Genomic DNA, 23,029 nt, shown 5'->3' on the forward strand with positions numbered 1-23,029 from the left:
GCGTGGCCTCGGGATACGAGGATCGTTCTGTCTGAACGCGGTGATCCGTGCGGTCAGGGTCGGAGGCAGGTGCCCTGAGGTAGCGGGCCGGCGGCGTGTACCTGGTCCGGATCCCTGTGGAGGCGCTGGTATCCGTAGACGCAGACCTGTCCGACGAGGACGCCGAAGGCGACGGTGTCGGCAACGGCGGGATCGTCGGGGCGGGCCAACCGGACCTGGGGGTGATTCTCGCTGACCGTCGCCAGCAGCGACCTGACATGTTCCGGTGTCGCCGGTTGCTCGGCCCAGGCCATGACGGCGTCGCAGGGTTCGTGTTCGACGTTGCAGCGACTGAGGACGTTGCCGGAGAGAGCGCGCGCGACGGACTGTCTGGCGGTCTCGGCGGCCCGGGCCTGAGCGGGGTCCAGCGGCGTGCGTCGGGCGAGGTCGGCGAGGAAGCGATCACAGTAGTCGGCGTCGGCGTCGCTGTTCCTGATGCAGGCGACACCGGATCGCGACGAACCGGGTGCGCCCTGGCGGGCGGATGTGCCGGTGGAGGCCGGCCCGCAGCCGCTGAGCGCGACGGTCACGATGGCCGCCCAGGAGGCGAGCCGTCGGCGGCGAGTCGGGTGGGGCGTGTTCGGTGGTGTCATGACCGGACGCTGGGCCAGTGCGGCCAGGACTGCCGGAGCTGCGGCGGCGTGTCGGCCGTGCGCGGCCATACCCGTAGCCGGTACACGTCGGCGGCGTCGTCGCCGGCCTCGGGGAAACGGGCGGACACCCGCAGCCGGCACGGGCCGGCCTTGGCGAGGCGGACGGTGCCGTCTTCTATTTCGCCGGTCGTGAGGAAGAGCTCCAGCTTTCCACTCGGCACGTCGATGTCGATGTCGACTTCGTGATCCCAGTCGTGTCGGTCATCGGGCGGCTCGTCGGCCCATTCCTCGACGGTGAATGGTGTGCCGCTGCTGTCCGCGCGGGGAGTCACGATGTTCACGATGCCGTCGGCGGTGCCCACGAAGTGCCCGGATTCGACTGCGTCGTCCCACGAGTCGTCGAGCCCTGCCAGGTCGCCGTCTTCCGCGTCGCTGACCAGCACCTGGCCGTGTTGCACCCAGACCGACGCGCGATGGACCGCGAGTGGCACTGCCATGCCGGTCAATGTACCTCCGTAGCGGGGTGCGGCGACGGCAGCCGCCGCACCCCCCGTGATCATTTTTGGATGTTCACCCGCCCCGAGATTGTGGTCTTCGGTCCGGCCGCGTCGACGTCGTAATCGGCGCCTCGGCTGGTGTCGAAGGTGGTGGCGGCGGTGGGATAGCTGTTCGGCCCGCCGGTCCAGACGACCATGCGGAACTGGTCCGGTCCTGGTCGGCAGCCCGGAGCGCCGCCGTTGTCGCATCCGTCATAACCGTAGAAGACGAAGCCGTAGCCGGCCTGGCCGTCGACCGTACCCCGGCCCTTCGCCGCCATCTTCCCGTCCGGCGTGACCACCAGCCAGTCCAAACCGTCGCCTCCGGAGGTGTCGAATCGGAAGCCGGTCCCGGTGAGCCAGGTCCGGGCGTCACCCACGGGCACAGTGTCGTTCGGCGCGTAGTACCTGGCGGCGAGATGGAACCAGGCTTCCCCGGAGGCGCCGGGTGTCGTCGTCAACGATCCGGCCGGAGCGGCCACGGAACCGTCGGCGTTGACGAACCCCGCGTGCGGGTCATAGACGATGATCATGACAGTTGCGGAGTCGGACGCGCCGTCGTCGTCGGTAACGGTCACGCCGATGGTGAACATGCCGGCTCGGGTGAAGATGTGCGATCGGTTGCAGTTGTCGGCCGCCCCGAACGAGTCGCTGCGGGAATCGTCCCAGTTGATGGCACAGGTATGGGTGTCGTTCGCCCCGGAGTCGGTGAAGGTAGCGGCCAGGTCGACCGGGGTGTTCACCCTGAACAGCTGCCACGGCCTCGGCCCGCTGAGTTGTAGCACCGGCGGGGCGTTGCCCACCGTGATCAGCGCGGTGTCGCTGCGGGCGGCGTCGATTCCGTCGTCGGAGGTGAGGGTGGCCTCGAACACCCCGTCGTCCTGGCAGGTGATGTACGTGTCGGGCGCCTCGGCATCTTGGAAGGTGCAGGTCGCGCCGGTGTCGGTGCCGGACACCGGCCGTACGCTCCAGCGCACCGAGCCCTCCTCGGCCGCGTCAGCGGCACCGGCCAGGTGGATCATCGAGCCTTCCGTGCCGGATACGTCCGGGCCGGCGTCGACGACATTGTCGTTGCCCGGGTCGTACACCGGGGTGTCCGTGATGTTGACGTAGAAGGCGTCGCGGTCGTACTGCAGGATGCGGTCGCTGCTGAAGTACTCACCCAGACGACGACCCGCACGGCGGTTCTGCGAGAGGTTCACCGCCTTCACCGAGAAGTCCCAGGTCGTGCTCGCGGCGCCTTCGCTCGTGCTGGCGAACGGGTACTCGTCACAGTCCTGATAGCTGGTGTCCGGCGGTGTGGGCAGGCCGAGCCCGATGTAGTTGTCGCGCTCCGTTCCATTCCCGTAGCACGCGGCGTTCTTGTGGACGCCGTTCTCCTTGTACTGCGGATCCGCGTTGGGGATACGGTGCAACGGCGGATCGTTGCGGCTGCCCGTGAACTTGCCCGGGATCCTCTTGTCGCGCTGGGGACTGACGAGCGGGTACGTCGCGTTGGGGGTGTCCTGGGCTTCTCGGATGTGCACTGCCACCTCGGCGACTCCGTCAGTGGGTTTCGGACCCTTGTCCTGGGTGGAGTACTGCAGGTGAGGAACGACGTCGTTGAAGATGCACGCCTCGGGTTGCTTCGGCCTGTTGAAGTACGCCGCCGAGTCGCACCGCATCGATCGTGACGCGGTGTGGCCTGGCACGATCGTCTTGTACTCGTCCTCCGCCCCGCCCTGGAACGTGATCTGCCACTCGTGCAGCCATTTGAAGTCGACGTCGCTCTCGGACTGCGTGGGCTTGGTGGAGGTGATGTCCCAGGAGACCCAGTCGGGACCGTCATCCCAGTCGCTGAACGTCTTGGACACCGCGTAGCCGCCGAGGACGCAGCGGGTGTCGTCCAACACGTTGTTGATGCACCGCACGTCCATGACGAGGTGCTGCTTGGGGGCCTTGGTGATGTTGTCGATCGGGCCCCAGTCGTAGTCGGCCGAGTCCTCGATCGTCTTGAGGAACACTCGAATGCTGCGACTCTGCTTGCTCCCGTACGCCATGAGTAGGAAGTTGATTTTGCTGGTCCCGACTTCCTCGACCGGGTTGCCCTTGTTGTCGACCTCCCAGTAGGTGACACTCGTGTCGCTCTTCAGGCAGTACAGGAACCGGTTGTGGACTCGACCGTAGTCCGAGTCGGCACCGGCTGCGTTCAAACACTCGTTCTGATCCCCTTCGAGCGGACTCGTCGGCAGGTCGATGCCGGGCGCCGCGGCCGTTGTCGCTCTGGGCTGGCGGTCCAGGGTGGACGATTCGACGAAGCTCCGTTGCTTCTCGGCAATCGCCCGCGTCTTGGCACGGTCGCCCAGCTGCTTCTGAGTGAACGGCATTCCGCTCGGTTGCTTTCGCGGCGGCACGGATCCGCCGTCGGCAGCCGCGCCAGCCGTCGCGTCGACGACGCCGGAGTCGCCGTCGATCATGGCGCTGTTCTTGTGCCCGTTCTTCCGTACCTGCGTCGGTGCGGAAGGTTCCGCGGTGGTCGGTGACGGGCCGGGCTCGGCGAACGCCTGACCTGGCACCGGCAGGCCGAATGCCACGCCGGCCGCTGTCACCACAGCGATCCGGCGTACGAAGACGCTGCGGCGGCTTCTGGACATTTGCCTGACGTCGTGTCTCGGTGACGCGAAGAATCGCGGCATACCACTCTCCCTGCAACATCGTGCCGGTGGACATGTGGCAGCGGTGTGTGCTGAGGCGCCCGGCTCGCGCGTCCGCGAGACCTGGCCGAGGGGATGAGGGCGAAGGCGACACCGTCGCTGTCGCATCAGCGGCGTACATCCTTTTCGAACGCCGATATGCGGCGACTACGCCGGCATGCCGCGCCTCACTTCTCCCTCCCGTGCAGCAACCACCGCGAGCGAGACCGAAAGGGGCATACCGTTCTTCGATCCGTACGTGCAGCGACGGCAGTCAGCCGTCGAAGCCCCCGTCGTACGCTGCTCGAGACGCTATCGAAGGCTGTCTTTGTCTTCAATGGATTATCGGGATTGCGACCCGACGGCGGTGTCGACGCAGGGGCCCACGTTTGGGGCGACGACACCACCGATTTACTGCAACGGCAGTAGGCGGATCGAGTTCGGCTCGTGTTCGTTGATCTGCCTGTTGACCCCTATCGAGTACGAGATCATCATGACCCCACCTGCCAGTCAGGCAGCGTGACTAAAACTGTCACCTATCGGTGCAGCAGACCCGACCACGTGGTGGCGGGCCTCGAGCGGTAGGGTGCTGACGCTGATACCGGGTGGCGGGTGGCGGCCGGCAAGCTCGTTGAGGACGAAGTCCTCGGCGCGTATGAACTCGTCGCTGGATCGGTCTCGGGTCAGTAGCTCGATCGCAACGAGGGTCTGGTTGGCGGTCTGCGCCGAGCGCAGTTGGCGTACCGCGAATACGACCGTCACGACAACCGCGATCGCGGACCCACACGCCGCTACGACGTCCGCCAGGTCGGATATCACAAGGCCCGAGGGTACCGGGCCGAGGCGAGCATTGATGGCTGCCTTCCCCGCGCACGGGACTGGCCCGATGGGCGAAGCGCGGGTACGGCCCTGTCACACGGAGCCTAGCCAGGCCATCGAAGCCGTACGCGTGTCTCTCATGCTGCTGATCGACAAACAGTCGCGTCTCGACACCAGGCAAAGGCAGGCCTTGACGACCTGAGAGCTGGCCATGGCTATCGAGTGGGTGAAATTGCGGGATGTGCCGAGTGCTGCAACTGGCGTGCGTCACCGCGCTCCAGCACGAACGAACAGTGCTCCGAGAGCACTTCGTGGATGCCGAAGAGGTCACCAGCCTCCGACGCAGCAACCGCACCCCCTACGGATGCCGGCGGGCCAGTTCCGGCCGACGAGGGCGGAGCCGACGGCCCGTGGTCGGCGGAACCAGAGGAGGACATCGCGCCAAGGGTGAGGGTTTCCAGCGCACGCCTCGATGTGGTTCCTCGTCACCGTCGGACCAGTCGACGACGGGCAGAGCGGGAAGACCAATCCGGGGTGCCACGACGTCAATCGCGTCAGGTGCTGGCCCAGACCAGTTCGCCCTGCGGGGCGAACAGCCGACGACCGTCATCGGGATCGAGACGATCTAGCAGCGGGCCGCAGCGGTCGGGACCGTCACCCGCGCTACCGCTCTAACGACGATCGGCTCCGGTTGGTCGGGCCGGATCTGGCGTACCACCCGCGGCGATCGCGACGAGATCAGCATGGATTGGCGGCACAAGGACGACGGCGAGATCATTTTCTCCGCCGACCGCCCCATCCGGCGTACCGCTGACGGTCATAGCCTGAACGTGCGGCGGTAGGTGTCCGGCGGCACGCCGACCGAGCGTTGGAAGTGGCGGCGCAGTGTCGTCGCGGTGCCCATGCCAGCGGCCGCCGCGATCGCGTCCACGCTGTCGTCGGTGGTCTCGAGCATCTCCTGCGCGCGCCGGATCCGCTGGGTCAGCAGCCACTGCAGCGGGGTGGTGCCGGTGACCGCGTGGAACTGCCGGGTCAGGTGGCGGGCGCTGAGGTTCGCCTGCCGGGCCAGGTCAGCCACGGTGAGCGGCTGGTCCAGCTGCCGCATCACCCACGGGATCAGATCGGCCAGCGGATGGTCGTCCCGGACCGGCACTGGCGTGGTGACGAACTGGGCCTGGCCGCCCGCTCGGTGCGGCGGCACCACGAGGCGACGGGCGACGATGTTGGCCACCGCCGCGCCATGGTCACGCCGCACCAGGTGCAGGCAGAGGTCCATCGCCGCGGCCTTGCCCGCCGAGGTCAGCACCTCGCCGTTGTCGACGTAGAGCACGTCCGGGTCGACCGTCACCCGGGGATGACGCGCGGCCAGTTGCCCGGTGTGTGCCCAGTGCGTGGTCGCCCGCAGGCCGTCCAGCAGCCCGGCGGCGGCGAGCACGAACACCCCGGTGCACAGGGAGACGACCCGAGCGCCCGCCCGGTGGGCTACGCCTACCGCCGCGACGAGGTCGGCCGGCGGGTCGGCGTCGACGTCCGCGAGCGCGGGGACGATCACCGTGCCGGCGCGGGCCAGGTCGGCCAGGTCGCCGTCCGGCTCCAGCAGGAACCGGCCGACCCGCACCGACCTCCTGCCGCAGACCTTCACGTCGTACCAGGGACCGGGGACGGCGTCGGGCGGTGAGCCGAAGACCTCGTAGGCCAGGGCCAGTTCGAAGTGGAGCATCCCGTCGGTGGCGGCGATGGCGACGGAGCGCGGGACGACAGCCATGTCGGGAATTGTATGGGGCGCGTCCTTCCGGACACTGGTGGCGATCATCCGGCCCGACCAGGATCTCAGGCAGTGGATCACTTCGAGGCACGGGGAGCTGGACATGGCGACGGTCGGGAACATCGCGGTCTACGGCGCGTACGGGCACACCGGGCGGTTCGTGGTGGCCGAGCTGCGCAGGCGCGGGCTGGTCCCGCTGCTGCTCGGCCGGGATCGGGACCGGCTGCTGGCGCTGGCCCAGGACCATCCGCATACCGAGGCACGACCGGCGTCGGTCGACGATCCGGCCTCGCTCGACCGGGCCCTCGACGGCGCGCACGCCGTGATCAACGCCGCCGGGCCGTTCGCCTTGACCGCCGGCCCGGTGGTCGAGGCAGCCCTACGCGCCGGTATCCCCTACGTCGACGTGGCGGCGGAGATCGAGGCGAACCTCGACACCTTCGCGCACCACGCCGAGCGCGCCCGCGCCGCAGGCACCCTGGTGGTGCCCGCGATGGCCTTCTTCGGCGGCCTCGGTGACCTACTGGCCACCGCCGCGATGGGCGACTGGACGGCCGCGGACGAGGTGCATGTCGCGTACGGCCTGACGAGCTGGCACCCCACCGGTGGCACGCTGGCCTCGGGTGCGGTCTCGACCCGGCGGCGCGGTGGCCGCCGCCTCCGCTTCACCGGCGGACGGTTGCGCCACCACGACGACGCGCCACCCACCCTGGAGTGGCCCTTCCCCGCACCGCTCGGCCCGCGGCCTGTGCTCGGCGAGTTCACCATGGCCGACGTCGTCACCATCCCCAGCCACTTGGCCGTGCCCGAGGTCCGCACCTACATGACCACCCAGGCGGCCGCAGACCTGGGATCTCCCGAACCCACCGCGCCGACTGCCGTCGACGAGCGGGGCCGCTCCGCGCAGACGTTCGTCGTCGACGTCGTCGTCCGGTCCGGCGGCACGGAACGCCGACTGGCCGCCAGCGGTCAGGACATCTACGCCGTCAGCGCGCCGCTCGCGGTGGAGGCCGTCGACCGCATCCGCACCGGGCGTACCCGGACGACAGGTGTCGTCTCCGCGGGCGCGGCCTTCGACGCCGTGGACTTCCTCGACGCCCTCTCCGCGCACCTCACGGTGTACCGCCCGGCGGACGTTCGTAGCCGGTCGCCCATCTCGACGGGGTAGCGTTCGGGCACCGCATCGGCAACTGCCGCCTCAGCTACCGGCTGCGCACAGCGACTGCGGCGGCAGTCGCCACCACCAATGCGCCACCATCCGGGCCAGGGCCGGAAAACGGCGGATCTTCCGGTCCGGCCGGCATAGAGCGCCGTCGACCGGTGCCTCGAACCGGGGAGCACTCCGCCGTACCCACTCTGACCTGCAAAAACCCGAAGCCGCAGGCAGGGGTGGGTGCGGTTGCGCGCCATCCGGTGCGGTTGAGGGCCGTTCAGGGCACCCTGTTGCTCCCCACCTGCTCCCCGAACCAGGGCTCACGCGGCTGCTACGGCCAGGCTGAGACGGACCGTCCTGCAGGTCGTTCGTTGAGCCCTTTTCATCGTGACGGGGCTGGTCACGGCGGTGGGGTGGGGGCAGGGATCGACGTAGGGCGAGGCTCCCGGTAAGGCAGCAGTCGACCAAGATCCGATGCCCCAACCGGAAGCCTCGCTGTTGTCCTACCCTGCCGCGATTCCCCTGTCCGACCGCACCCTCATTTGCCTCGCTGACCTGATCCGCAACCACCGAACGCAGGTGGAGAATCGCGCAGCGCTTGGCTGGCGGTTCAACAAGTTTGACCCGAGTACCAGGCGTTGGATACGGCGTTCGCGCCGCCGATGTCCCACGTTCCCGGGCCGATGCACCAGGTCCAGTCGTTGCGGGGCCACGTCGCATCGACGTAGATGATCACATGGGTGTTCCCGCAGTGGTTGTACCAGGCCGTCACCGCGTCTTCGTAGTAGCCGCAAACCTGCACGGCGACGTCCTCGCTGCCGGGCTTGGCCTGCTCCGAAACCGCGGTGGTTTCGGGTTGGGACAGGCGGGAGCCGGCGCCCGGACTTGCCTGTGCCACGGTCCCGGACAGGGTGAGTGCGCCGAGGATCGTGGTCACTGCCGAGATCCGAAACGCCGTTCTGTACCACATTTTCACAATGGTCTCCTGTCAGCCGCCGCTGCGGCCTAGATGATGCTGCTGGCTGCATGAAATGATCGATGTACTTCCTCGCGCTCCTTCCATCGCGAAAACACGGACCGATGGAACACGCTCAAGTGAACCTTCTTCCGTAAGGCGGAATCAGATTCAACCCTGACTGAGCGGACTTTCTAAGATAAGAGTGCAGGCCACAGCCGGGTCTGTCGTTACTGGTAAGCGCACAAGTCTTTAGTCTGCGCGTACTCTCGCGCACTGCTCGCGGAACTGGCGTGGCGAAAGGCCGTAGGCGCTGCGGAACGCCTGGCTGAAGTGCGCCGGGCTGGTGAACCCCCACTGGGCGGCGATCGTGTGGATCGGGCGCGCGCCTAGTTGGGGGTTGGCGAGGTCGCGTCGGCACTGCTCCAGGCGACGCTCGCGGACCCAGCCGGCGACCGTGCGCCCTTCCTCGTGGAACAGCTTGTGCAGGTATCGCAACGAGATGTGATGCGCTGCGGCGATCGCGTCCGGTGTCAGGCGCGGATCGCCCAGATTCTCTCGGACGAAGGCGTGGATCTGAGCCATCAACGCTCGCCGTTGGGTGTGGGAGGGCACCGCGCTTTGGACGTCCAGCGCGTTGGCCAGTGCCGCTGTCAACACGTCAATGGTGAGGGTGGACAGCCGGGCGGCGTCCAACGGACTGAGTTCGTCCATGTGCCGGGCAAGGCGCAGCAGGAATTGTGAAGATAACGCGCCGATGCCTTGGGCGCCAGGGATGCGAACTGCGCTCAGGCGCCGCAACTCCCGAGGGGGCAACGGCAGTAACGAGCGCGGGAAGCGCAGGAGCAGCAGCTGACTAACTGGCGCATCCGGGGTGAATTCTGCCACGTAGGGCCGGGAGGTGTCATACAGTATCAGGTCCCCCACGCCGAAATCTGTGCGCTGGCCGTCTTGCGTGATCATGCCGCCACCGCGCACAAGGCAACCCAGCTTGAACACCTCGGGATCGGCCTGCCGAATGAGCTTGGGAGTACGGTGGACCGAGTGCGGCATCGTGGTCATTAATGTCGCCTGCACGGGACCGAAATCGCTGATTCCGACCTGAGCCCGAAATCCGGGCTCCCACTGCGATTCACAGCGTAAATCGTAGGGCACCCAGAGCTTCGAGTTTACCTCGCGCCAGAAGGCGAACCCGTCTTCAACCGGGACCTCGGTGGTGCTGACTACGTCCATGACTCACCTTCGCGCTGTCGCTGCAGGGGTCAGACCACGATAGCTTGGCGTCGATATAGCGGCGTTGCGATGTTATGGTGCGGGTCAGGCATTGAGGGGCTCCTCATCGTGATGAGCCTGGTCGCGATGGGTGGCAGGCAGCGTGTGTCGACATAGGACGAGGCTCCCGGTAAGACAGCCGTCGACCAAGACCCGATGCCCCAACCGGGAGCCTCGCTGTGCTGTCTCACCCGTCTGCGGTCGCGCTGTCCAGCCGCACTCTGAACCACCTGGCCGACCTCATCCGCGCCGAACGCACCCGCCGCCGCGGCCGGTGGCGACGTCTTGATGCCGGCAGGCCCTGCTCACCCTGGCCCATCTGCGTAACGGTGACACCATCGCTCGACTGGCCTGCGGCTTCGCGGTCAGCGTCACCACGGTCTGCCGGTACGTCCGAGAAGCCATCGACTTGCTCGCCACGCACGCCGAGGACCTGAACGCAGCCATGCGGCGCATCGCCAGGATCGCGTACGCGATCCTGGACGGCACCCTGATCCCGATCGACCGAGTCGCGGACCAGAGGCCGTACTACTCCGGCAAGCAGGCCCGTCCGGCATGATCAGCTCGCTACAGGTGTCGATGCGTCTCGGTAACAAGCTGAGCTACATCAGTATGAAGAACATGGAGCTCACCCGGCTGCTGATCTAGCCGGCGAGGATCCGGGCCACGGCGGTGCTCAGCACGCGTACGCCGCGGGTCGAGCCCGCCTCCAGCCCGGTCAGGTCGCGCACCCGGGTCAGCCGGTAGTCGAGCGTGCGCGGGTGGATGCACAGCGCGGCCGCGGTGTCGAGCCGGTTCATGTCGTGCTGGTAGTAGGCGTCCAGCGTGGCGACCAGGTCGGGGCCGGCGTCGAGTTGCGCCGCCACCACCTGGAGCCACTGCCCGACCTCCGCCAGTCGGGCGGCGCCCAGCTCGGCGAAGACGTCGGTGACCGTGTACGCGTGGCGCGGCACGGCCCGCACCGGTGCGACCTCGCTGACCTGCCGGGCCAGCGCCACGGCGTCGCCGAACGCGCGCACCCGCCCAGGCGCGGTGCCGGCCGCGCACGGCCGGCCGGTCATCGAGGCCACGTCGCGGGCCAGCGCGAGCCCGCGCTCGACCGCCGGCTGCCGGCCGCCCGGCGAGCTGGGGATCAGCGCGACCACCTCGTGCGGCTCCGGCCAGCTCAGCGGCATCCAGTGCGTCTTCAGCAGCGCGCCGGCGAACTCTTCCCGCGCCGCCTGGTCCGGCCCGGGCGACCCGCCGGCCACCCGGACCACCGTCGCGACAACGTGGTCGGGGACCGGCATGTGCAGGCCGCGCGCCAGGTCGGTCGCGCTGTCGTCGCCGGCCAGCAGCATCACCGTCAGCAGCCGCACCTGGGCGACGGTCGCCAGCGCGCGCCGCTGCCCCTCGATCCAGCCCCGGGTGTACGCGCCCTGGGCGGCCAGTCCCGCAGGAGCCAGCCAGGCGAGCGTGTGCATCGTCGCGGCGATGTCGTTCGGGCCGGCCGCCTCGTACACCTCGCGCAGCGTCAGCCGGGTGTGCACGAGCAGCACCTGCCGCTGCGCGGTCAGGGTGAGTCCCTTCTCGCCGCGCTGGCGGCCCATCGCGGCCATCAGGTCCAGATCCTGCACGTGGAACGGCGCGCTGTCCGCCGCGAGGTCGACGGTGCGCTGACGGAGGAAGACCGCGAAATCGAGCATCTCCGACCGCACCCGCGGCATGGCCGCGAGGTTGCGGTATTCCAGCAGCTCCTCCTGGTAGGCGTCCACCGCCCGGCGGGCGTTGTCGGCCACTCGCTGCCGCCACAGGCTGAACAGACCGCCCATGCCGGTCAACGATAATCGATGCGTTCCGGCCACTCCGCCTGGTTGACGCGGACCGGACAGCCTTGCGGACATTCGCAAGAACCGGGGTACGCCGGCGACCCGGTTCTCGCAATATCACGAAGACCCGGCCACCGGCACCCTGGAACGCTTCGCCATGGACGTCAGATGACGGCCCGGCCGGGTCGGGCGCGACCAGGTACGCGCCCCGGCATCCGCAGATCGCACAGCATTCGAGAGGTGGTTCTGGTTATGACATGGCGTAGTCGACCCTCCGCCGGAGCACGATCCAGCAGTCTCCGCGCATCCAGTCTGCTGTTGGCCGCGACGGCGATGATCGCCGCGTTCATGGCCGCACCGTCCGCGGCGGTCGCGGCACCCGCGCCGAGCGGCGACGCGGCTGTCGCCGCCATCGGAGCCGAGCGGGCATCGGCGAGCTCCGCCGGCACGTTGAGCGTCACGACGTCGACGGCGGCCGCCGCCTCACCGGCGAAGGGCGGCGGTTTCTCGGTGATGTCGGGCTCCTGCCCGTACGCCGGGCAGTACATCGACCCGTGGCTGATCGTGTTCCAGGGCTGCACCCTCACCGGCCAGCCGACGACCGCGGTCAGCGCCCGGTGCTCCAACGGGGCCACCCTGGGCCCCGTGCACGTGCCGCCCGGCGTCTACGACATCTATGTCGACTGCTACCCGGCGTTCTTCAGCTCGCTCACGTTCATCTGATCGCCCCACCCGGCACGGATCCCGTTGCGGGATCCGTGCCGGCGGTGCCGGTCTCACGGCAGCGCGTCCAGGTGCGGGCCGACCGTGCTGGCGAAGCGGTTGCCGTTCGTCACGTCCCAGTTGACCGACCAGGTCATCGCGCCGCAGGACCGACAACGGTCGGCCGCGTCCGTCGACCGCGAGGTGGATCTTCGTGCTCGGCCCGCCCGCGCGGGATCGACCGATGCCCTAAAGGACCGGGTGGACACGGCCTGCGCGTTGGGGCTCAGCACATTGTCCAGTCCTCGACAGCCAGGACCAGTTCTTCAGCACGGGCAACCGAGATGCTCTGCTGTTCAGCAATATCCGCCAGCACTGCTTCCTGGCTGACGTCGACGTTGTCCTCGGTTGCCTGGTTGAACTCGGCGTTGAGCACATAGGCCTGCTCCGACGGCACCTGGCACTCATCAGGCTGCGACAGCTTGTCGCGAACGACGACCTGATGCAGCCGGTAGCCCTGCCACGAAGCGGCGTCTCCGTTGGCGGCGTCCGTCCAGCGCCCCTCGGGCGCCCATTCGAACACTGCGTAGCTCGGCACCACCTCACGTCGGTCGTACGTGACAACGATTGACAGCGCCTGCCGCCCCTGCCCTCGATGGCTCTCCACGATCTGCGTCGCCACGTCGATGACCTGCCGGCCGTCGACGGGAAAGACGCGTAGCTCGACCCGCAAGGCCAGACGGCGAGCGCCGGATCCGGAGCTGACGTCCCGACGCTCAAAGGTGTCGAAGACGGGTAGGCGCTGTCCAGGCGTCGGTAGCCGAGACGGCTGTGCGGGGGGCCGTGGCCGGTTGGCTAGGTAAAGCGGTGGTGCGAACCGGCTCAGGTGTTCGGGTACCTGGTGACGGCGTGCAGTCTCACCTGGCCTCGGCTGGCCCCCTGTTGTCCTCGCCCGACGGCACGCTACTGGCACGCTGGGTTGCTCCGCTCGGCCGCTGCCGACCACCAGAGTCAATGGCAGTTGCGTTGACCACCTCGCACAAGATCGAATGTTGTTGTGAGCAGGATCGCTGAAGTCGTCGTGCTGGCTGCCGACGCCCACGAGGTCATGGCCCCTCTGACCCAAGACAACGACGGCACACGTCCGTGGCACAACATCTTCGTGCCAATCGAAAGCCAGTGGGCAGGCACGTTCGGCCGCGGCTGGGCCGCCGAGTTCACCCATCGACGACACTGGGCCAAGCTGCTGGAGTACCTGGAGGCCGTGCCCTGGCCACGTCCCGAGACGGTACAGGTGCTGATCCACGACGAAGAGGACGACTGCTTCGGCCTCTGGATGCTGTACGACGGCAAGCTGCTCGAAGTACCGCTTCCCTGCACCGAGCGGTACATCGAGCCAAGCTCGGGGACCGAGGATGATTCCACGGGCATCAGCTATCTGCTCCGGACAGACAGCGGCCTGACGATGCTCGAACTGCCTACGGTGAACCGTCCGACGCCGTAGCCCTGAACCCGCGCCGTCAGTTTGGAAGAGCGTGATCCGGCGCCCGTGGTGCCCGGAACGCCTGCTCATCGTGGCCGTGGGTCTGACCGCTCGTGCCCGCCGGTGACTGCTTGCGGCGCGCGCTTACTGGCCCGTGGACGGCCCGTCTGGGACTCCGTCCCACACTCGTCGGGCTGGCGTGATCTCCTCGGTCGGGCAGGCTCGTCTCTGCCCGAGGTTCCCCGGGCGGGACAAGGCTCGCCGTAGGCGACCGCGAAGCGGCTTGGCCTTGGCGCGCCGGGGGAACCTCAAGCAGCCGTCTAGCCCGTGTTTCGTAAGTGGGGGTCGGTCGGGTGAGGTCACGGCGTGGCGGTGATCGCTAACTGAAGAGGTCTCCGGTAAGTGGGTTAGCGACCAAGCAAACCTGAATACCGGAGACCTCGTGGCCAGCCTAGCGGCGGCGGCGCGGCATGACCTGAGCGACATCCAGTGGCAGCACCTGCACCCGTTGCTGCCTGCGGAATCCTCGCGGGGAAGACCGTGCACGTGGACCAAACGACAGATCATCGACGGCATACGGTGGCGGGCACGCACCGGCGCCCCCTGGCGTGACGTGCCCGCGAACTACGCCCCATGGCAAACGCTGTATCGATGGTTCCGCCGCTGGCAGCGTGATGGCACCTGGGCCCGCGTCCTGGCCGGGCTGCAAGCCGCCGCAGATACGGCCGGGCGCATCGACTGGAGCGTCAGCGTCGACTCCACGATCAGCCGCGCCCATCAACACGCCGCCGGCGCCCGTCGTGACGGCGACCGACAGAAAGAACCACCCGGCGGAATCCATACCGAGCCCGCCGATCACGCGCTGGGCCGTCCGCGGGGTGGATGGACCACCAAGACCCATCTCGCCTGCGAACAGGGTCGCAAGGTCCTGGCCACCGTCGTCACGGCCGGGCACCGCGGTGACAGCCCGCAATTCACCACGGTCCTCGACCGCATCCGGGTCAGCCGGCCCGGGCCCGGTCGGCCCCGGACCCGCCCGCAGCAGGTCCTCGCGGACCGGGCCTACACGTCCAGGGCCAACCGCGCCTACCTGCGCCGACGAGGAATCAAGGCCTGCATCCCGAGCAAGGCCGACCAAGACGCCCACCGCCTCGCGAAAGGCTCCCGCGGCGGCCGGCCACCCGCCTTCAACCCTGAGACCTACCGCCGACGCCACGCCGTGGAGTGCGGCATCAACCAGCTCAAACAACACCGCGCCATGGCCACCCGCTACGACAAACTGGCCGTGCGCTACGAAGCCACCCTGACCATCGCCGCCATCAATCAATACCTCCGAGCCTTATGAAACACGGGCCAGATGTACTGGGGGCTGTCTCGCTAAGGGTGTTTCCGGCGATCTTGGTTAGTAGGTTTCAGCGGCTGGGAAGCGGTCGCTGAAGGTGATGGCGAAGGCGTTCAACGCGGGTTTCCAGCGCATCGTCCATCGGGTTCTGCCTGCTCCGGTGGGGTCCAGTGACCGGGTCACCAGGTACAGACACTTCAACGCGGCCAGCTCGTTGGGGAAGTGGCCGCGGGCCTTCACGGCCCGCCGGTAGCGGGCGTTCAACGACTCGATCGCGTTCGTGGAGCAGATGACTTTGCGGATCTCCACGTCGTAGTCGAGGAACGGGATGAACTCGGCCCAGGCGTTGTCCCACAGGCGGATCACCGCCGGATACCGCTCGCCCCACTTCTCCGCCAAGTCGTCGAACGCCGCCCTGGCCGCTTGCGCGTTGACGGCGGTGTAGATCGGTTTGATGTCGTGCTTGAGCGCGTCCCAGTACTTGCGGGAGGTGAGCCGGAAGGTGTTGCGAATCAGGTGGATGATGCACGTCTGGACCACCGTGCGGGGCCACACGTTCGTCACCACCTCGGGCAGGCCTTTGAGGCCGTCGCAGACGAGGAAGAACACGTCCTTCACGCCCCGGTTCCGCAGGTCGGTCAGCACGCTCATCCAGAACTTCGCACCCTCACCACCGGTGCCGGCCCACAACCCGAGGATGTCCTTCTCCCCGTCGAGGGTGACCCCGATCGCGGCGTAGAACGGACGGTTCGCCACTTGCCCGTCGCGAACCTTGACCACGATCGCGTCGATGAACACCGCCGCGTAAATCTCATCCAACGGGCGGTGCGACCAGTCGGTCATCTCCTCGATCACCTTGTCGGTGATCCGCGAGATCGTCTCCTTGCTGACCGAGGCGCCATAGATCTCGGCGAAATGCGCCGAGATCTCGCCCGTGGTCAAACCTTTGGCATACAACGACAGCACCACCTCGTCGACCCCGGACAGGCGCCGTTGCCGTTTCTGGACGATCTGCGGCTCGAAGGTGCCGGCCCGGTCCCGCGGCACGTCGATCTGCACCGGCCCGTTGGCCTCGGTCAGCACCGTCTTCGCCCTGGTGCCGTTGCGGACGTTGCCCGACTCCACCCCAGCCGACTCATGTTTCTCATAGCCGAGGTGCTCGGTCATCTCCTCGTTCAGCGCGGTCTCCAGGACCGTCTTGGTCAACTGCCGCAGCAGCCCGTCCGGGCCGGTCAGCGACAGTCCCTGCTCCTTCGCGGCTCGGACCAGCTCGGCGGCGGCCTTCGCCTCCGCCGACGGCTCCGCCCGCTTCTTACGTCCGGTCTGGTCGTTCAGTGTCGCGGTCATCACGGCACCCTCCTCACCAGGCACAACGCCCGATGGGTCAGGCCGGAAACACCTTTAGATCCACAGACCCTACAGCTAGAGCGGGCCGGGCAGGCGAGACGAACACCGAGGTAGCGGTGAGGACGGCCGTCGCCAAGGCCAGCAATTGACGCATCAGAACTGAGATCGAAGAGCGGCCATTTGGCTGATCATCACTGTCAAGTTCTCACCGCAGCATGGCCGCGCTCGAACAACTGGTGAAAACACGGCCGAACAACAGGCGTTGCACGGCCGGCGCCCCTCACGCGTCGATTACGCCGATGACCTGCCGAAACTCCAGATCAGGCGAGTGCGACTGGAGTACTAACTACCATCACTGTTGATCGGGCCGAAATGAGCATAGTTCCTAACCTCGTGGCCACAATTGAATCAGGAACTTCTCAAAACCTCGTGGGAAGGTCGGAGCCTCATCGTTGTCCATCGACTCGAATGCCCCCTCATTTAACTCCGCCGGCTCCAGGCTCCAACCCTCGAAAGCTCGGATGAGATCCTCCCGTCCTTTAACGTAGAGACGGGCGCGGTATTTGCCTGCGATCGGAATCTCGATAAATAAATCTACAGGCCCTTCGGTGACAACGCTGGCCCGAAGGGCAGCGGCGTACAGGTGACACTCGCACTCGCCCTTCTCGTCCCAGGCAGCAGGGGACATAGGTGATGCGGCCTGCGGAGGCGGTTCTTGTGCCCACAACTGGAGGGTCACCTCTGCCTCATGGCTGCTTGCCGCACTTGTGACGGTAAGCCAACCCGTGCCACCCCTAATTCTCCCTTGATCGGGAAGCTGCGGATGCTCGTACGTAGAAGCTGCGGGATTCTGTAGATAGAATGCAGAATACTCGACGAAGACAAGACCTGACGACTGTGACACAAAACCCATGGCACCCCCAACGGCGCGGACTGGACCCACTGAATTCGACTGGGGCGATAGTCCAGTCGGGTCCAGTGCGGATCAAGGTGTAATTTCTACGTAACGCTCGGGTAATCCTCCCCGGCGACTAACAACATGGCGGCTAGCCCAGCAGACGATGGCGCAGCCCAGCCGAGGGTGGGAAGACCTCGCGGCCGTCGTCACCGATCTTCCGACGCCCGCCCAGGAGGCGAAACCGAACCTGAGGCCCTCACCGCGTGCGCGCCGCGATGACTCCCGATACACGTTCACCATCGGCGGACCTTGCTGCACGCAACGAACCTCTCGGTCACCGAGGCGCTGCTCTCAGCTCCGATGCAGCCAGGTAGCGGCTCGCTCGTAGTAACCTCCACGACCGACGCAACCTCCGCCCCAGCGGCCAGGTGCTCGTGGGAGCGAGGGAATTGAACCCACGACGACCTCATGCCGAGCCTCGTTCAAGGCTTGTCATTGCTTGTCAAAACCCCTTGTTACCGACAGTAACCGAATCAAGGTTGTCATTGCTTGCCGAAAATCGTCGCTGAGCTGCAGAGATACCGCCAAGCGCTGATCGCCGCTTGTCACCGTTCGTCAACGGTTGGCCATGGTTTTCGGGGGGTAAACGGGGGACCCATAACCCCGCCATGCCTGACCGCCTCACCGCAGCTGCCGCCACGCTCTGCGCGCCTCACGGCATGCGCACTGACCGAACCTGTAACAGCCCCTTCCCGGTCAGCACAACCGTCACCGGAACCCCACGCGGCGGTGGCCCTCTCGATGCAGTCTCGCAACGACCGGTGCACGGGGCACCCGCACGACGGATGCAGCGGATCCGGACACCGGAGCAGGTCGACCTTGTTGGCGACTTCGTCGTTGCCTAGCAGGACCTCGTCGTCAGTCCCGCAGAACGACTCGCGGTGGTGCGCGATCGGTGCCGCTGCGAACCGGGACGCCCGCGATCGGTTTCACAAGGGCGGCCGGGGCGTCTCCCAGACCCGCTCGAACTCTTCGGCCACCTGCGGCCACACCAGCGCGAGACCGTCCGCCGCCGAATGGATTTCCGCGGCCTGCGGCCCCCAGACGACGAACTCGTGCGGGATCACCCGGCCAGACTGATCCTTACGCCCCAGCGGGTCCGCGATGCGCAACGCAACTCGGCCCCCGGCACGGTGGCAGGTCTCCGGCGCATCACCGGCGTCCGCGAAAGCGGCCTCGTATTCCGGAAGGGGATCCGAGAATCCACCGGTGAGGAGGAAACGGAAACCCCACGCCCGGCCGCGGGTGGCCCAGATGAGGCTCATCGCACGCTCCGGATCAGAATCTGACTCTCTTCGCCCTTCTCCAGATCCATCCGGAAGCCGGTCAGCGTGGCCGAGAGGAACTCCTTCTTGGATAGCGCCTCTGCGTTAGCCACCCGGAGCTTGTCCCCGGCCAGTTTCGCCGCTTCACTGAGGAGATCGGGACCGACGATGTTCATCAGCAGGCCCAGCGGGCCGGGAAGCTTGGTCCTGGCCAGCAGCGCGGACGCCAAGTCGCCAGCACGGCCGAGTAGACCCTCGAACACGCGTGCCGGGAGCTGCGTCAACTCGTGCCACCGGTGATGCCGCTCGAAGGGCAGGATGGCGGACAGCGGCAAGATCAGATCCAGCCCGACGCGCTCGGTCACCGTGATCTTGCCCGGCTCGAACTTCGCCGACGACAGCAGCACGAAATCCTCGCCGATCGATAGCGCCTCGCGGCCCTCCACCAGCCCGACGATGGTCTCGCGCAGCTGCTCTAGATCGTCGCAGGCCTTGGCGACGAGCAGATCACGGAACCGATAGACATCCAGGTCCGGCAAGAGGTCGGCCTTCGACAGCGCCATCACCCAGATCCGCGGGAACTGGGCGAGCGGCTTGCCGTCCTCCAGCAGCTCGTCCCGTAGCGACAGCACGCCGTTGCGGAAGTTGCTGAACAGCGACTTGAGGTACCGATCCTCCTCGCCCGCGTTGTCGAGCAGCTTCTGACCGTCCACCAGCAGCAGGGCGACGTCCGAGCTCAGCAGGGACCGGAAGCTGTCGGCGCGGCGCTGGGCCTCGTCCGGGCTCTGCACCGACTGCTCGAACCACTCACCCGGATAGTCGTGCCACACCACCCGCAGCACGTCGAAGGGCCGGGACTTCGCCGCCGCGGGATCTGACCCGTCCTTCATCTGCACTTTGAAGGCGTACGACGAGGCGGCGAACCGGGTGGTGAGCGGCAGCGTCGCGTCCTCCTTCATGCCGAGGTAGTTCTTGTGCAGCCGGTTACCCTGGCCGATGTCTTCGGCCAGAATGTGGAAGAGGCTCCGCTTCAGATACTGCGGCTCCTGGGCGGCCCCGTAGAACGATGAGAGCAGGACAGTCTTGCCGCTGCCACTCTCCCCGAACACCGCGATGTGCTGCTCGAACGCCCTCGGTTGCATGCGAGGACCTTACGCGAACCGGCGATCATCGCGGTGCACGGCCAAGGGGCCGGCGCATCGGAAAGGAAGGCAATCGGCAAGCGCGGCACCGGCTTGCCTCGCAGCGCCTGAACGATCTTCTGGAACGTCGACGTCCACGCCCTCGGGACCGTCCCCCAGCGGACAGTCCGCCACCTTCGCTCAGGCAGCGGCCATCCCTAAGGCGCGCTGAACCCGCCATACACCGCACCCAGCCGCGTGCCATACTCTGCCGGGATAGGTCCAGCCAATACAGGAAGCCGACCTGGGTCGGTACCTCTGGTTCTTGACGGCCGTGCAGGGTGCTTGCAATTGTCACCGAGTGACCGCACCCAGTGACCGGCTTAACGTCAAGGTCTTCCTCAGCCACCGCTACCGGTCGCCCGCGGTGAACCTGCAGTTCTTCGACCTGATTGACCAGGTCGCCGATGTCCAGTTCGAGGTTGACCGAGGGCTAAAGGCAACGAGCACGACCCGCCTGGAACGCATGATCCGCGACGTTGAGATCTTCGCTGGCATCTACTCGTTGAGCGACGATCCGTTTGAGCGTCTGCCGGCCGCAGATCTGGTGCGGGCCACTCGGTACTTCAAGCTCGAGCTCGACATGGCGATGCGCTACCGCAAGCCGTCGATCCTGTTCATCGACCGCCGGTTCGGGAACAGGCTGCATGGGCCGCCGGGCTCCGTCAGCCTCCGCTACTCGGCGCAGGAGATCCTCAGCCAAGGCATGGAGACGACACGGCGGCATCTTCGCGACGAGTTCGAAACGTTCTGCCGATCGATCGCCAACCAGTCTCAGAAGCGGTCAGCGCGCGACACCGCCGCAGTCGGATTGCTTGTACCGCCAACGGGCGAGGCGCGAGGCGCTACCGCGGCCGCCGTCGAGGCGTTCAACTATGCGGTGGAAGTCCTGCCCTGGCCTATCGCCATCGACGGTGGCTTCATCGCGCAGCTACAGAGATGCGACTGGGTGCTAGCCGACCTGAGCCAACCGTCGGCCGTGGCCGCCGTGGCGTTCCTGCGGGGCCATGGGATACCTATCCTGCGGATTGGGCCGGTGGATGGACCACCGGACGTCGCAACGGAAGAACTGATCTACGGCGAACTTGCCCCACACTATACAAAGGACATTATCCGTTGGAGCGACCCGGAGCGCCTGCAAGTCGCCTTGGAGGAACGTATCGGGCAGATCCTAAGTGAGCCAGGTCTTGTCGACAACCGGCTCGACGCCCAGGGCTATTTCCAGTCGGCCGCCAAGCTGAACCAACTCGTGTTCCTCAGCTACGCGAAAGAAGATCACGAGTACGCCGACCGAATCGGCGCCGAGCTCAGTAGCGCCTTCCAAGAGGTCTTCGACTACAGGAAGCCAGCCGCAATACCACACGGCGCACGGTGGCTCGACCACATGTTGGCCAGCTTGGCGACGGCCGCGATCGGAGTGCCCCTACTGTCGCCGAACTATGTCGCGAGCTCCTACTGCATGGAAGAAGGGCGACGGATGATGGATGCCGCTCTCAGCGATCGAATGCGGGTGTTTCCGGTGCTGCTTGCGGACTCGGGCGTGGACCTGTTCAGCCAACTGGAATACCGTCGCGCCACGCGGATGTCTCCGACCGAGATCGTTGCCGGCATCGCCCGGGAGGTGGCATGAGCGCGCCAACGGTGGCTGTAGTGGGCAGCGTGGCGACTGGGCGTTCCTACGATCCACCGCTGCGTGACGTGGCGGTGGCCGCCCGCGCCGCCGAGGAAATCGGGCGGGAACTGGCACAGCATGGGTGCCGGCTGGTGGTCTTCAGCAGCGACGAAGGCTTCGTCGAGTCCGCCGTAGTGCGCGGCTACGCCCAGTCCGGCCGGGCGAGGCCTGGGGCCATCGAGGTGCGCGGTCCGTATCGGGCTGATCCCACAGACTTCCCCGAGGCGCAATCCCACCCAGAACTCTTTGACACGCGACCCGAGCCCACACCCGATTGGGAGGTTTCGTTCTACCGGGCACTACTGCAGGTCGATGCAATCCTGCTCATTGGCGGCGGTCGGTCTACGTTCATCGCCGGGCTCATTGCGCTGTCCCGGCGAATCGCAGCCGCGCCGGTCGGCACGTTCGGGGGATCTGCCGAGAAGGCGTGGCAACGCATGCACGGTGAGCCGGACGCCGCGTCTGAGGAAGACCTGTCGGCGATGGTGTCCAGGTGGCGTCCTGGTTCAGCAGAAGCAGTCGTCGGGTCACTGCTCCGGCAGCACGAGCGGCGCTTGAGCGAGCAGGAACAGTTACAGCGTCAGACGACCGTCGAGACGCGCCGTCGAGCATGGAGCCTGCTGTCCGCGTTGGTCTTCCTGGCGGCGGGTCTCGCCACGCTGCCTGCGGCCACGGCGTGGCGGCCCGGCACCTGGGCGGCGGTAACCCTGCTCGTCTTCGGACCGCTGTGTGCGGCGGTGTCCGGGGCGCTGATCCGCAACGTCTTTGACGAGGTCGGCGAGTGGCTACGCGCCGCAGTGTTCGGCGCTGCCGCGGGTGGACTGTCCGCAGTTCTCTTTCTCGCGGCGCAGCTCACAACCAACCCGAATCTGCTCCAGGGAGACAGCGCCGCTCGTCTCGGATACTTCATCGTGCCAGTCGGGTTCGCTGCCGGGCTCGCGTTCGACGCCGTGCTGACGAAGCTACGCGGCACCGATGTGGTGAAGACTCACCCTGTCGATGCCGCAACGCCATGACAGCACAGCACAGCACAGTGCAGCAACCCGCGTAGCAGGGGCTCAGGACCCAACAGGCCATGCCCGCGGGCTTCAATCCACTCCGAGGGCCTAGTCATCTCCGCAACGGGCGTTGGCGCGATCAGAACTGGTGCAGGTCCCGTTGACGAGACAAGACTGCCCGGCGCTGCAAAGTTACCATCACCGTGTTCCAACCACACTCGCAGCGACTCCGACTGCCCGTAGGCCTCGTCCATGGTCACCCACCCGACCGGCACCTCACTATCGAGGGCACGGGCGAGCATGGTGCGGGCCATCTGCACCTTCGTGGCGAACTCGGCCTCGTCCGGGATCCCGGCGGCCCGGCACCGGTCTCGGTCATCGGTCCACGACGTCGGAAGGTAGAGCTGCCGGTCGATCAGCGCGTGACCCTTGCCGGAGCGGAAGACGAGGAACACCCCGACCTGGCCCG

Annotated in this window: 18 protein-coding genes and 2 pseudogenes; 7 read left to right on the forward strand and 13 right to left on the reverse strand. The window is 67.0% G+C overall.

Annotation, left to right across the window (positions count from 1 at the left end):
* Window positions 1-53: 53 nt before the first annotated feature.
* From FHU34_RS21675 to FHU34_RS21695, 5 genes are all read right to left on the reverse strand, one after another.
* Window positions 54-632 carry a hypothetical protein gene (locus FHU34_RS21675; RefSeq protein WP_145783416.1) on the reverse strand — a complete coding sequence of 193 codons (579 nt, stop codon included), beginning with the start codon at window positions 630-632 and terminating at the stop codon, window positions 54-56.
* A complete protein-coding gene (locus FHU34_RS21680) occupies window positions 629-1,129 on the reverse strand; it encodes a hypothetical protein (RefSeq protein WP_145783418.1) in 501 nt (166 codons plus the stop codon). Before FHU34_RS21680 ends, FHU34_RS21675 begins: the two co-directional genes overlap by 4 nt.
* 59 nt (window positions 1,130-1,188) lie before the next feature.
* Entirely contained in the window at window positions 1,189-3,801 is a 2,613-nt protein-coding gene (locus FHU34_RS21685) for a PKD domain-containing protein (protein WP_167524872.1), read from the reverse strand.
* A gap of 549 nt (window positions 3,802-4,350) precedes the next feature.
* Window positions 4,351-4,602, reverse strand: coding sequence for a hypothetical protein (locus FHU34_RS21690; RefSeq protein WP_145783422.1), 252 nt, complete (start codon window positions 4,600-4,602; stop codon window positions 4,351-4,353).
* Window positions 4,603-5,476: 874 nt separating this feature from the next.
* The gene (locus FHU34_RS21695; RefSeq protein WP_145783424.1) at window positions 5,477-6,424 is read right to left on the reverse strand and encodes a helix-turn-helix domain-containing protein; all 948 of its coding nucleotides are present in this window, start codon (window positions 6,422-6,424) and stop codon (window positions 5,477-5,479) included.
* Window positions 6,425-6,527: 103 nt separating this feature from the next.
* Between FHU34_RS21695 and FHU34_RS21700 the strand changes: the two genes are divergently transcribed.
* Window positions 6,528-7,592 (forward strand): saccharopine dehydrogenase NADP-binding domain-containing protein, encoded by a 1,065-nt coding sequence (locus FHU34_RS21700; RefSeq protein WP_145783426.1) that lies wholly within the window; start codon window positions 6,528-6,530, stop codon window positions 7,590-7,592.
* 595 nt (window positions 7,593-8,187) lie between these two features.
* On the opposite strand, the gene FHU34_RS33075 is transcribed toward FHU34_RS21700, so the two are convergent.
* Entirely contained in the window at window positions 8,188-8,514 is a 327-nt protein-coding gene (locus tag FHU34_RS33075; RefSeq protein WP_167524734.1) for a DUF6355 family natural product biosynthesis protein, read from the reverse strand.
* Between the two features lie 270 nt (window positions 8,515-8,784).
* Entirely contained in the window at window positions 8,785-9,765 is a 981-nt protein-coding gene (locus FHU34_RS21710; RefSeq protein ID WP_145783428.1) for an AraC-like ligand-binding domain-containing protein, read from the reverse strand.
* A gap of 218 nt (window positions 9,766-9,983) precedes the next feature.
* Here FHU34_RS21710 and FHU34_RS21715 point away from each other — a divergent pair.
* Window positions 9,984-10,354 (forward strand): annotated as a pseudogene (locus tag FHU34_RS21715) (helix-turn-helix domain-containing protein); the annotation flags it as partial.
* A gap of 94 nt (window positions 10,355-10,448) precedes the next feature.
* Here the strand turns inward: FHU34_RS21715 and FHU34_RS21720 are convergent.
* Window positions 10,449-11,615 (reverse strand): PucR family transcriptional regulator, encoded by a 1,167-nt coding sequence (locus FHU34_RS21720; protein ID WP_145783430.1) that lies wholly within the window; start codon window positions 11,613-11,615, stop codon window positions 10,449-10,451.
* A gap of 315 nt (window positions 11,616-11,930) precedes the next feature.
* Here FHU34_RS21720 and FHU34_RS21725 point away from each other — a divergent pair, with 315 nt between their 5' ends.
* Window positions 11,931-12,335: a hypothetical protein gene (locus FHU34_RS21725; protein ID WP_145783432.1), complete on the forward strand. Its 405-nt coding sequence runs from the start codon at window positions 11,931-11,933 to the stop codon at window positions 12,333-12,335.
* 265 nt (window positions 12,336-12,600) lie between these two features.
* Here FHU34_RS21725 and FHU34_RS21735 read toward each other — a convergent pair whose 3' ends face one another.
* On the reverse strand, window positions 12,601-13,047 hold the full coding sequence (locus FHU34_RS21735) for a hypothetical protein (RefSeq protein ID WP_167524873.1): 447 nt from the start codon (window positions 13,045-13,047) through the stop codon (window positions 12,601-12,603).
* 324 nt (window positions 13,048-13,371) lie between these two features.
* On the opposite strand from FHU34_RS21735, the gene FHU34_RS21740 reads away from it, so the two are divergent.
* Together FHU34_RS21740 and FHU34_RS21745 are read left to right on the forward strand one after the other, a co-directional pair.
* Window positions 13,372-13,818: a hypothetical protein gene (locus tag FHU34_RS21740; protein WP_167524874.1), complete on the forward strand. Its 447-nt coding sequence runs from the start codon at window positions 13,372-13,374 to the stop codon at window positions 13,816-13,818.
* Between the two features lie 421 nt (window positions 13,819-14,239).
* Window positions 14,240-15,142 (forward strand): IS5 family transposase, encoded by a 903-nt coding sequence (locus FHU34_RS21745; RefSeq protein WP_145783436.1) that lies wholly within the window; start codon window positions 14,240-14,242, stop codon window positions 15,140-15,142.
* 57 nt (window positions 15,143-15,199) lie between these two features.
* Here FHU34_RS21745 and FHU34_RS21750 read toward each other — a convergent pair whose 3' ends face one another.
* The 3 genes from FHU34_RS21750 to FHU34_RS21760 form a co-directional block, all read right to left on the reverse strand.
* On the reverse strand, window positions 15,200-16,486 hold the full coding sequence (locus tag FHU34_RS21750) for an IS256 family transposase (RefSeq protein WP_145783438.1): 1,287 nt from the start codon (window positions 16,484-16,486) through the stop codon (window positions 15,200-15,202).
* Between the two features lie 1,887 nt (window positions 16,487-18,373).
* Complete coding sequence (locus tag FHU34_RS21755; RefSeq protein WP_145783441.1) at window positions 18,374-18,709, reverse strand: hypothetical protein; 336 nt, start codon at window positions 18,707-18,709, stop codon at window positions 18,374-18,376.
* The gene (locus FHU34_RS21760) at window positions 18,706-19,851 is read right to left on the reverse strand and encodes a TRAFAC clade GTPase domain-containing protein (RefSeq protein ID WP_145783443.1); all 1,146 of its coding nucleotides are present in this window, start codon (window positions 19,849-19,851) and stop codon (window positions 18,706-18,708) included. The genes FHU34_RS21755 and FHU34_RS21760 overlap by 4 nt, the downstream gene beginning before the upstream one ends.
* 340 nt (window positions 19,852-20,191) lie before the next feature.
* On the opposite strand from FHU34_RS21760, the gene FHU34_RS21765 reads away from it, so the two are divergent.
* Entirely contained in the window at window positions 20,192-21,520 is a 1,329-nt protein-coding gene (locus FHU34_RS21765; RefSeq protein WP_145783445.1) for a toll/interleukin-1 receptor domain-containing protein, read from the forward strand.
* Window positions 21,517-22,578 (forward strand): hypothetical protein, encoded by a 1,062-nt coding sequence (locus FHU34_RS21770; protein ID WP_145783447.1) that lies wholly within the window; start codon window positions 21,517-21,519, stop codon window positions 22,576-22,578. The genes FHU34_RS21765 and FHU34_RS21770 overlap by 4 nt, the downstream gene beginning before the upstream one ends.
* A gap of 179 nt (window positions 22,579-22,757) precedes the next feature.
* Here FHU34_RS21770 and FHU34_RS21775 read toward each other — a convergent pair.
* Window positions 22,758-23,024: pseudogene (locus FHU34_RS21775) on the reverse strand (transposase); the annotation flags it as partial.
* Window positions 23,025-23,029: the final 5 nt, after the last annotated feature.

This window comes from Micromonospora taraxaci (assembly GCF_007830095.1).
GTDB lineage: Bacteria > Actinomycetota > Actinomycetes > Mycobacteriales > Micromonosporaceae > Micromonospora > Micromonospora taraxaci.

Excerpts from the sequence above, each read along its gene's own strand:
- FHU34_RS21675 (WP_145783416.1), bottom strand. The coding sequence starts at position 632 with ATGACACCACCGAACACGCCCCACCCGACTCGCCGCCGACGGCTCGCC.
- FHU34_RS21680 (WP_145783418.1), bottom strand. The coding sequence starts at position 1,129 with ATGGCAGTGCCACTCGCGGTCCATCGCGCGTCGGTCTGGGTGCAACAC.
- FHU34_RS21685 (WP_167524872.1), bottom strand. The coding sequence starts at position 3,801 with ATGTCCAGAAGCCGCCGCAGCGTCTTCGTACGCCGGATCGCTGTGGTG.
- FHU34_RS21695 (WP_145783424.1), bottom strand. The coding sequence starts at position 6,424 with ATGGCTGTCGTCCCGCGCTCCGTCGCCATCGCCGCCACCGACGGGATG.
- FHU34_RS21700 (WP_145783426.1), top strand. The coding sequence starts at position 6,528 with ATGGCGACGGTCGGGAACATCGCGGTCTACGGCGCGTACGGGCACACC.
- FHU34_RS21710 (WP_145783428.1), bottom strand. The coding sequence starts at position 9,765 with ATGGACGTAGTCAGCACCACCGAGGTCCCGGTTGAAGACGGGTTCGCC.
- FHU34_RS21720 (WP_145783430.1), bottom strand. The coding sequence starts at position 11,615 with ATGGGCGGTCTGTTCAGCCTGTGGCGGCAGCGAGTGGCCGACAACGCC.
- FHU34_RS21750 (WP_145783438.1), bottom strand. The coding sequence starts at position 16,486 with ATGACCGCGACACTGAACGACCAGACCGGACGTAAGAAGCGGGCGGAG.
- FHU34_RS21755 (WP_145783441.1), bottom strand. The coding sequence starts at position 18,709 with ATGAGCCTCATCTGGGCCACCCGCGGCCGGGCGTGGGGTTTCCGTTTC.
- FHU34_RS21760 (WP_145783443.1), bottom strand. The coding sequence starts at position 19,851 with ATGCAACCGAGGGCGTTCGAGCAGCACATCGCGGTGTTCGGGGAGAGT.
- FHU34_RS21770 (WP_145783447.1), top strand. The coding sequence starts at position 21,517 with ATGAGCGCGCCAACGGTGGCTGTAGTGGGCAGCGTGGCGACTGGGCGT.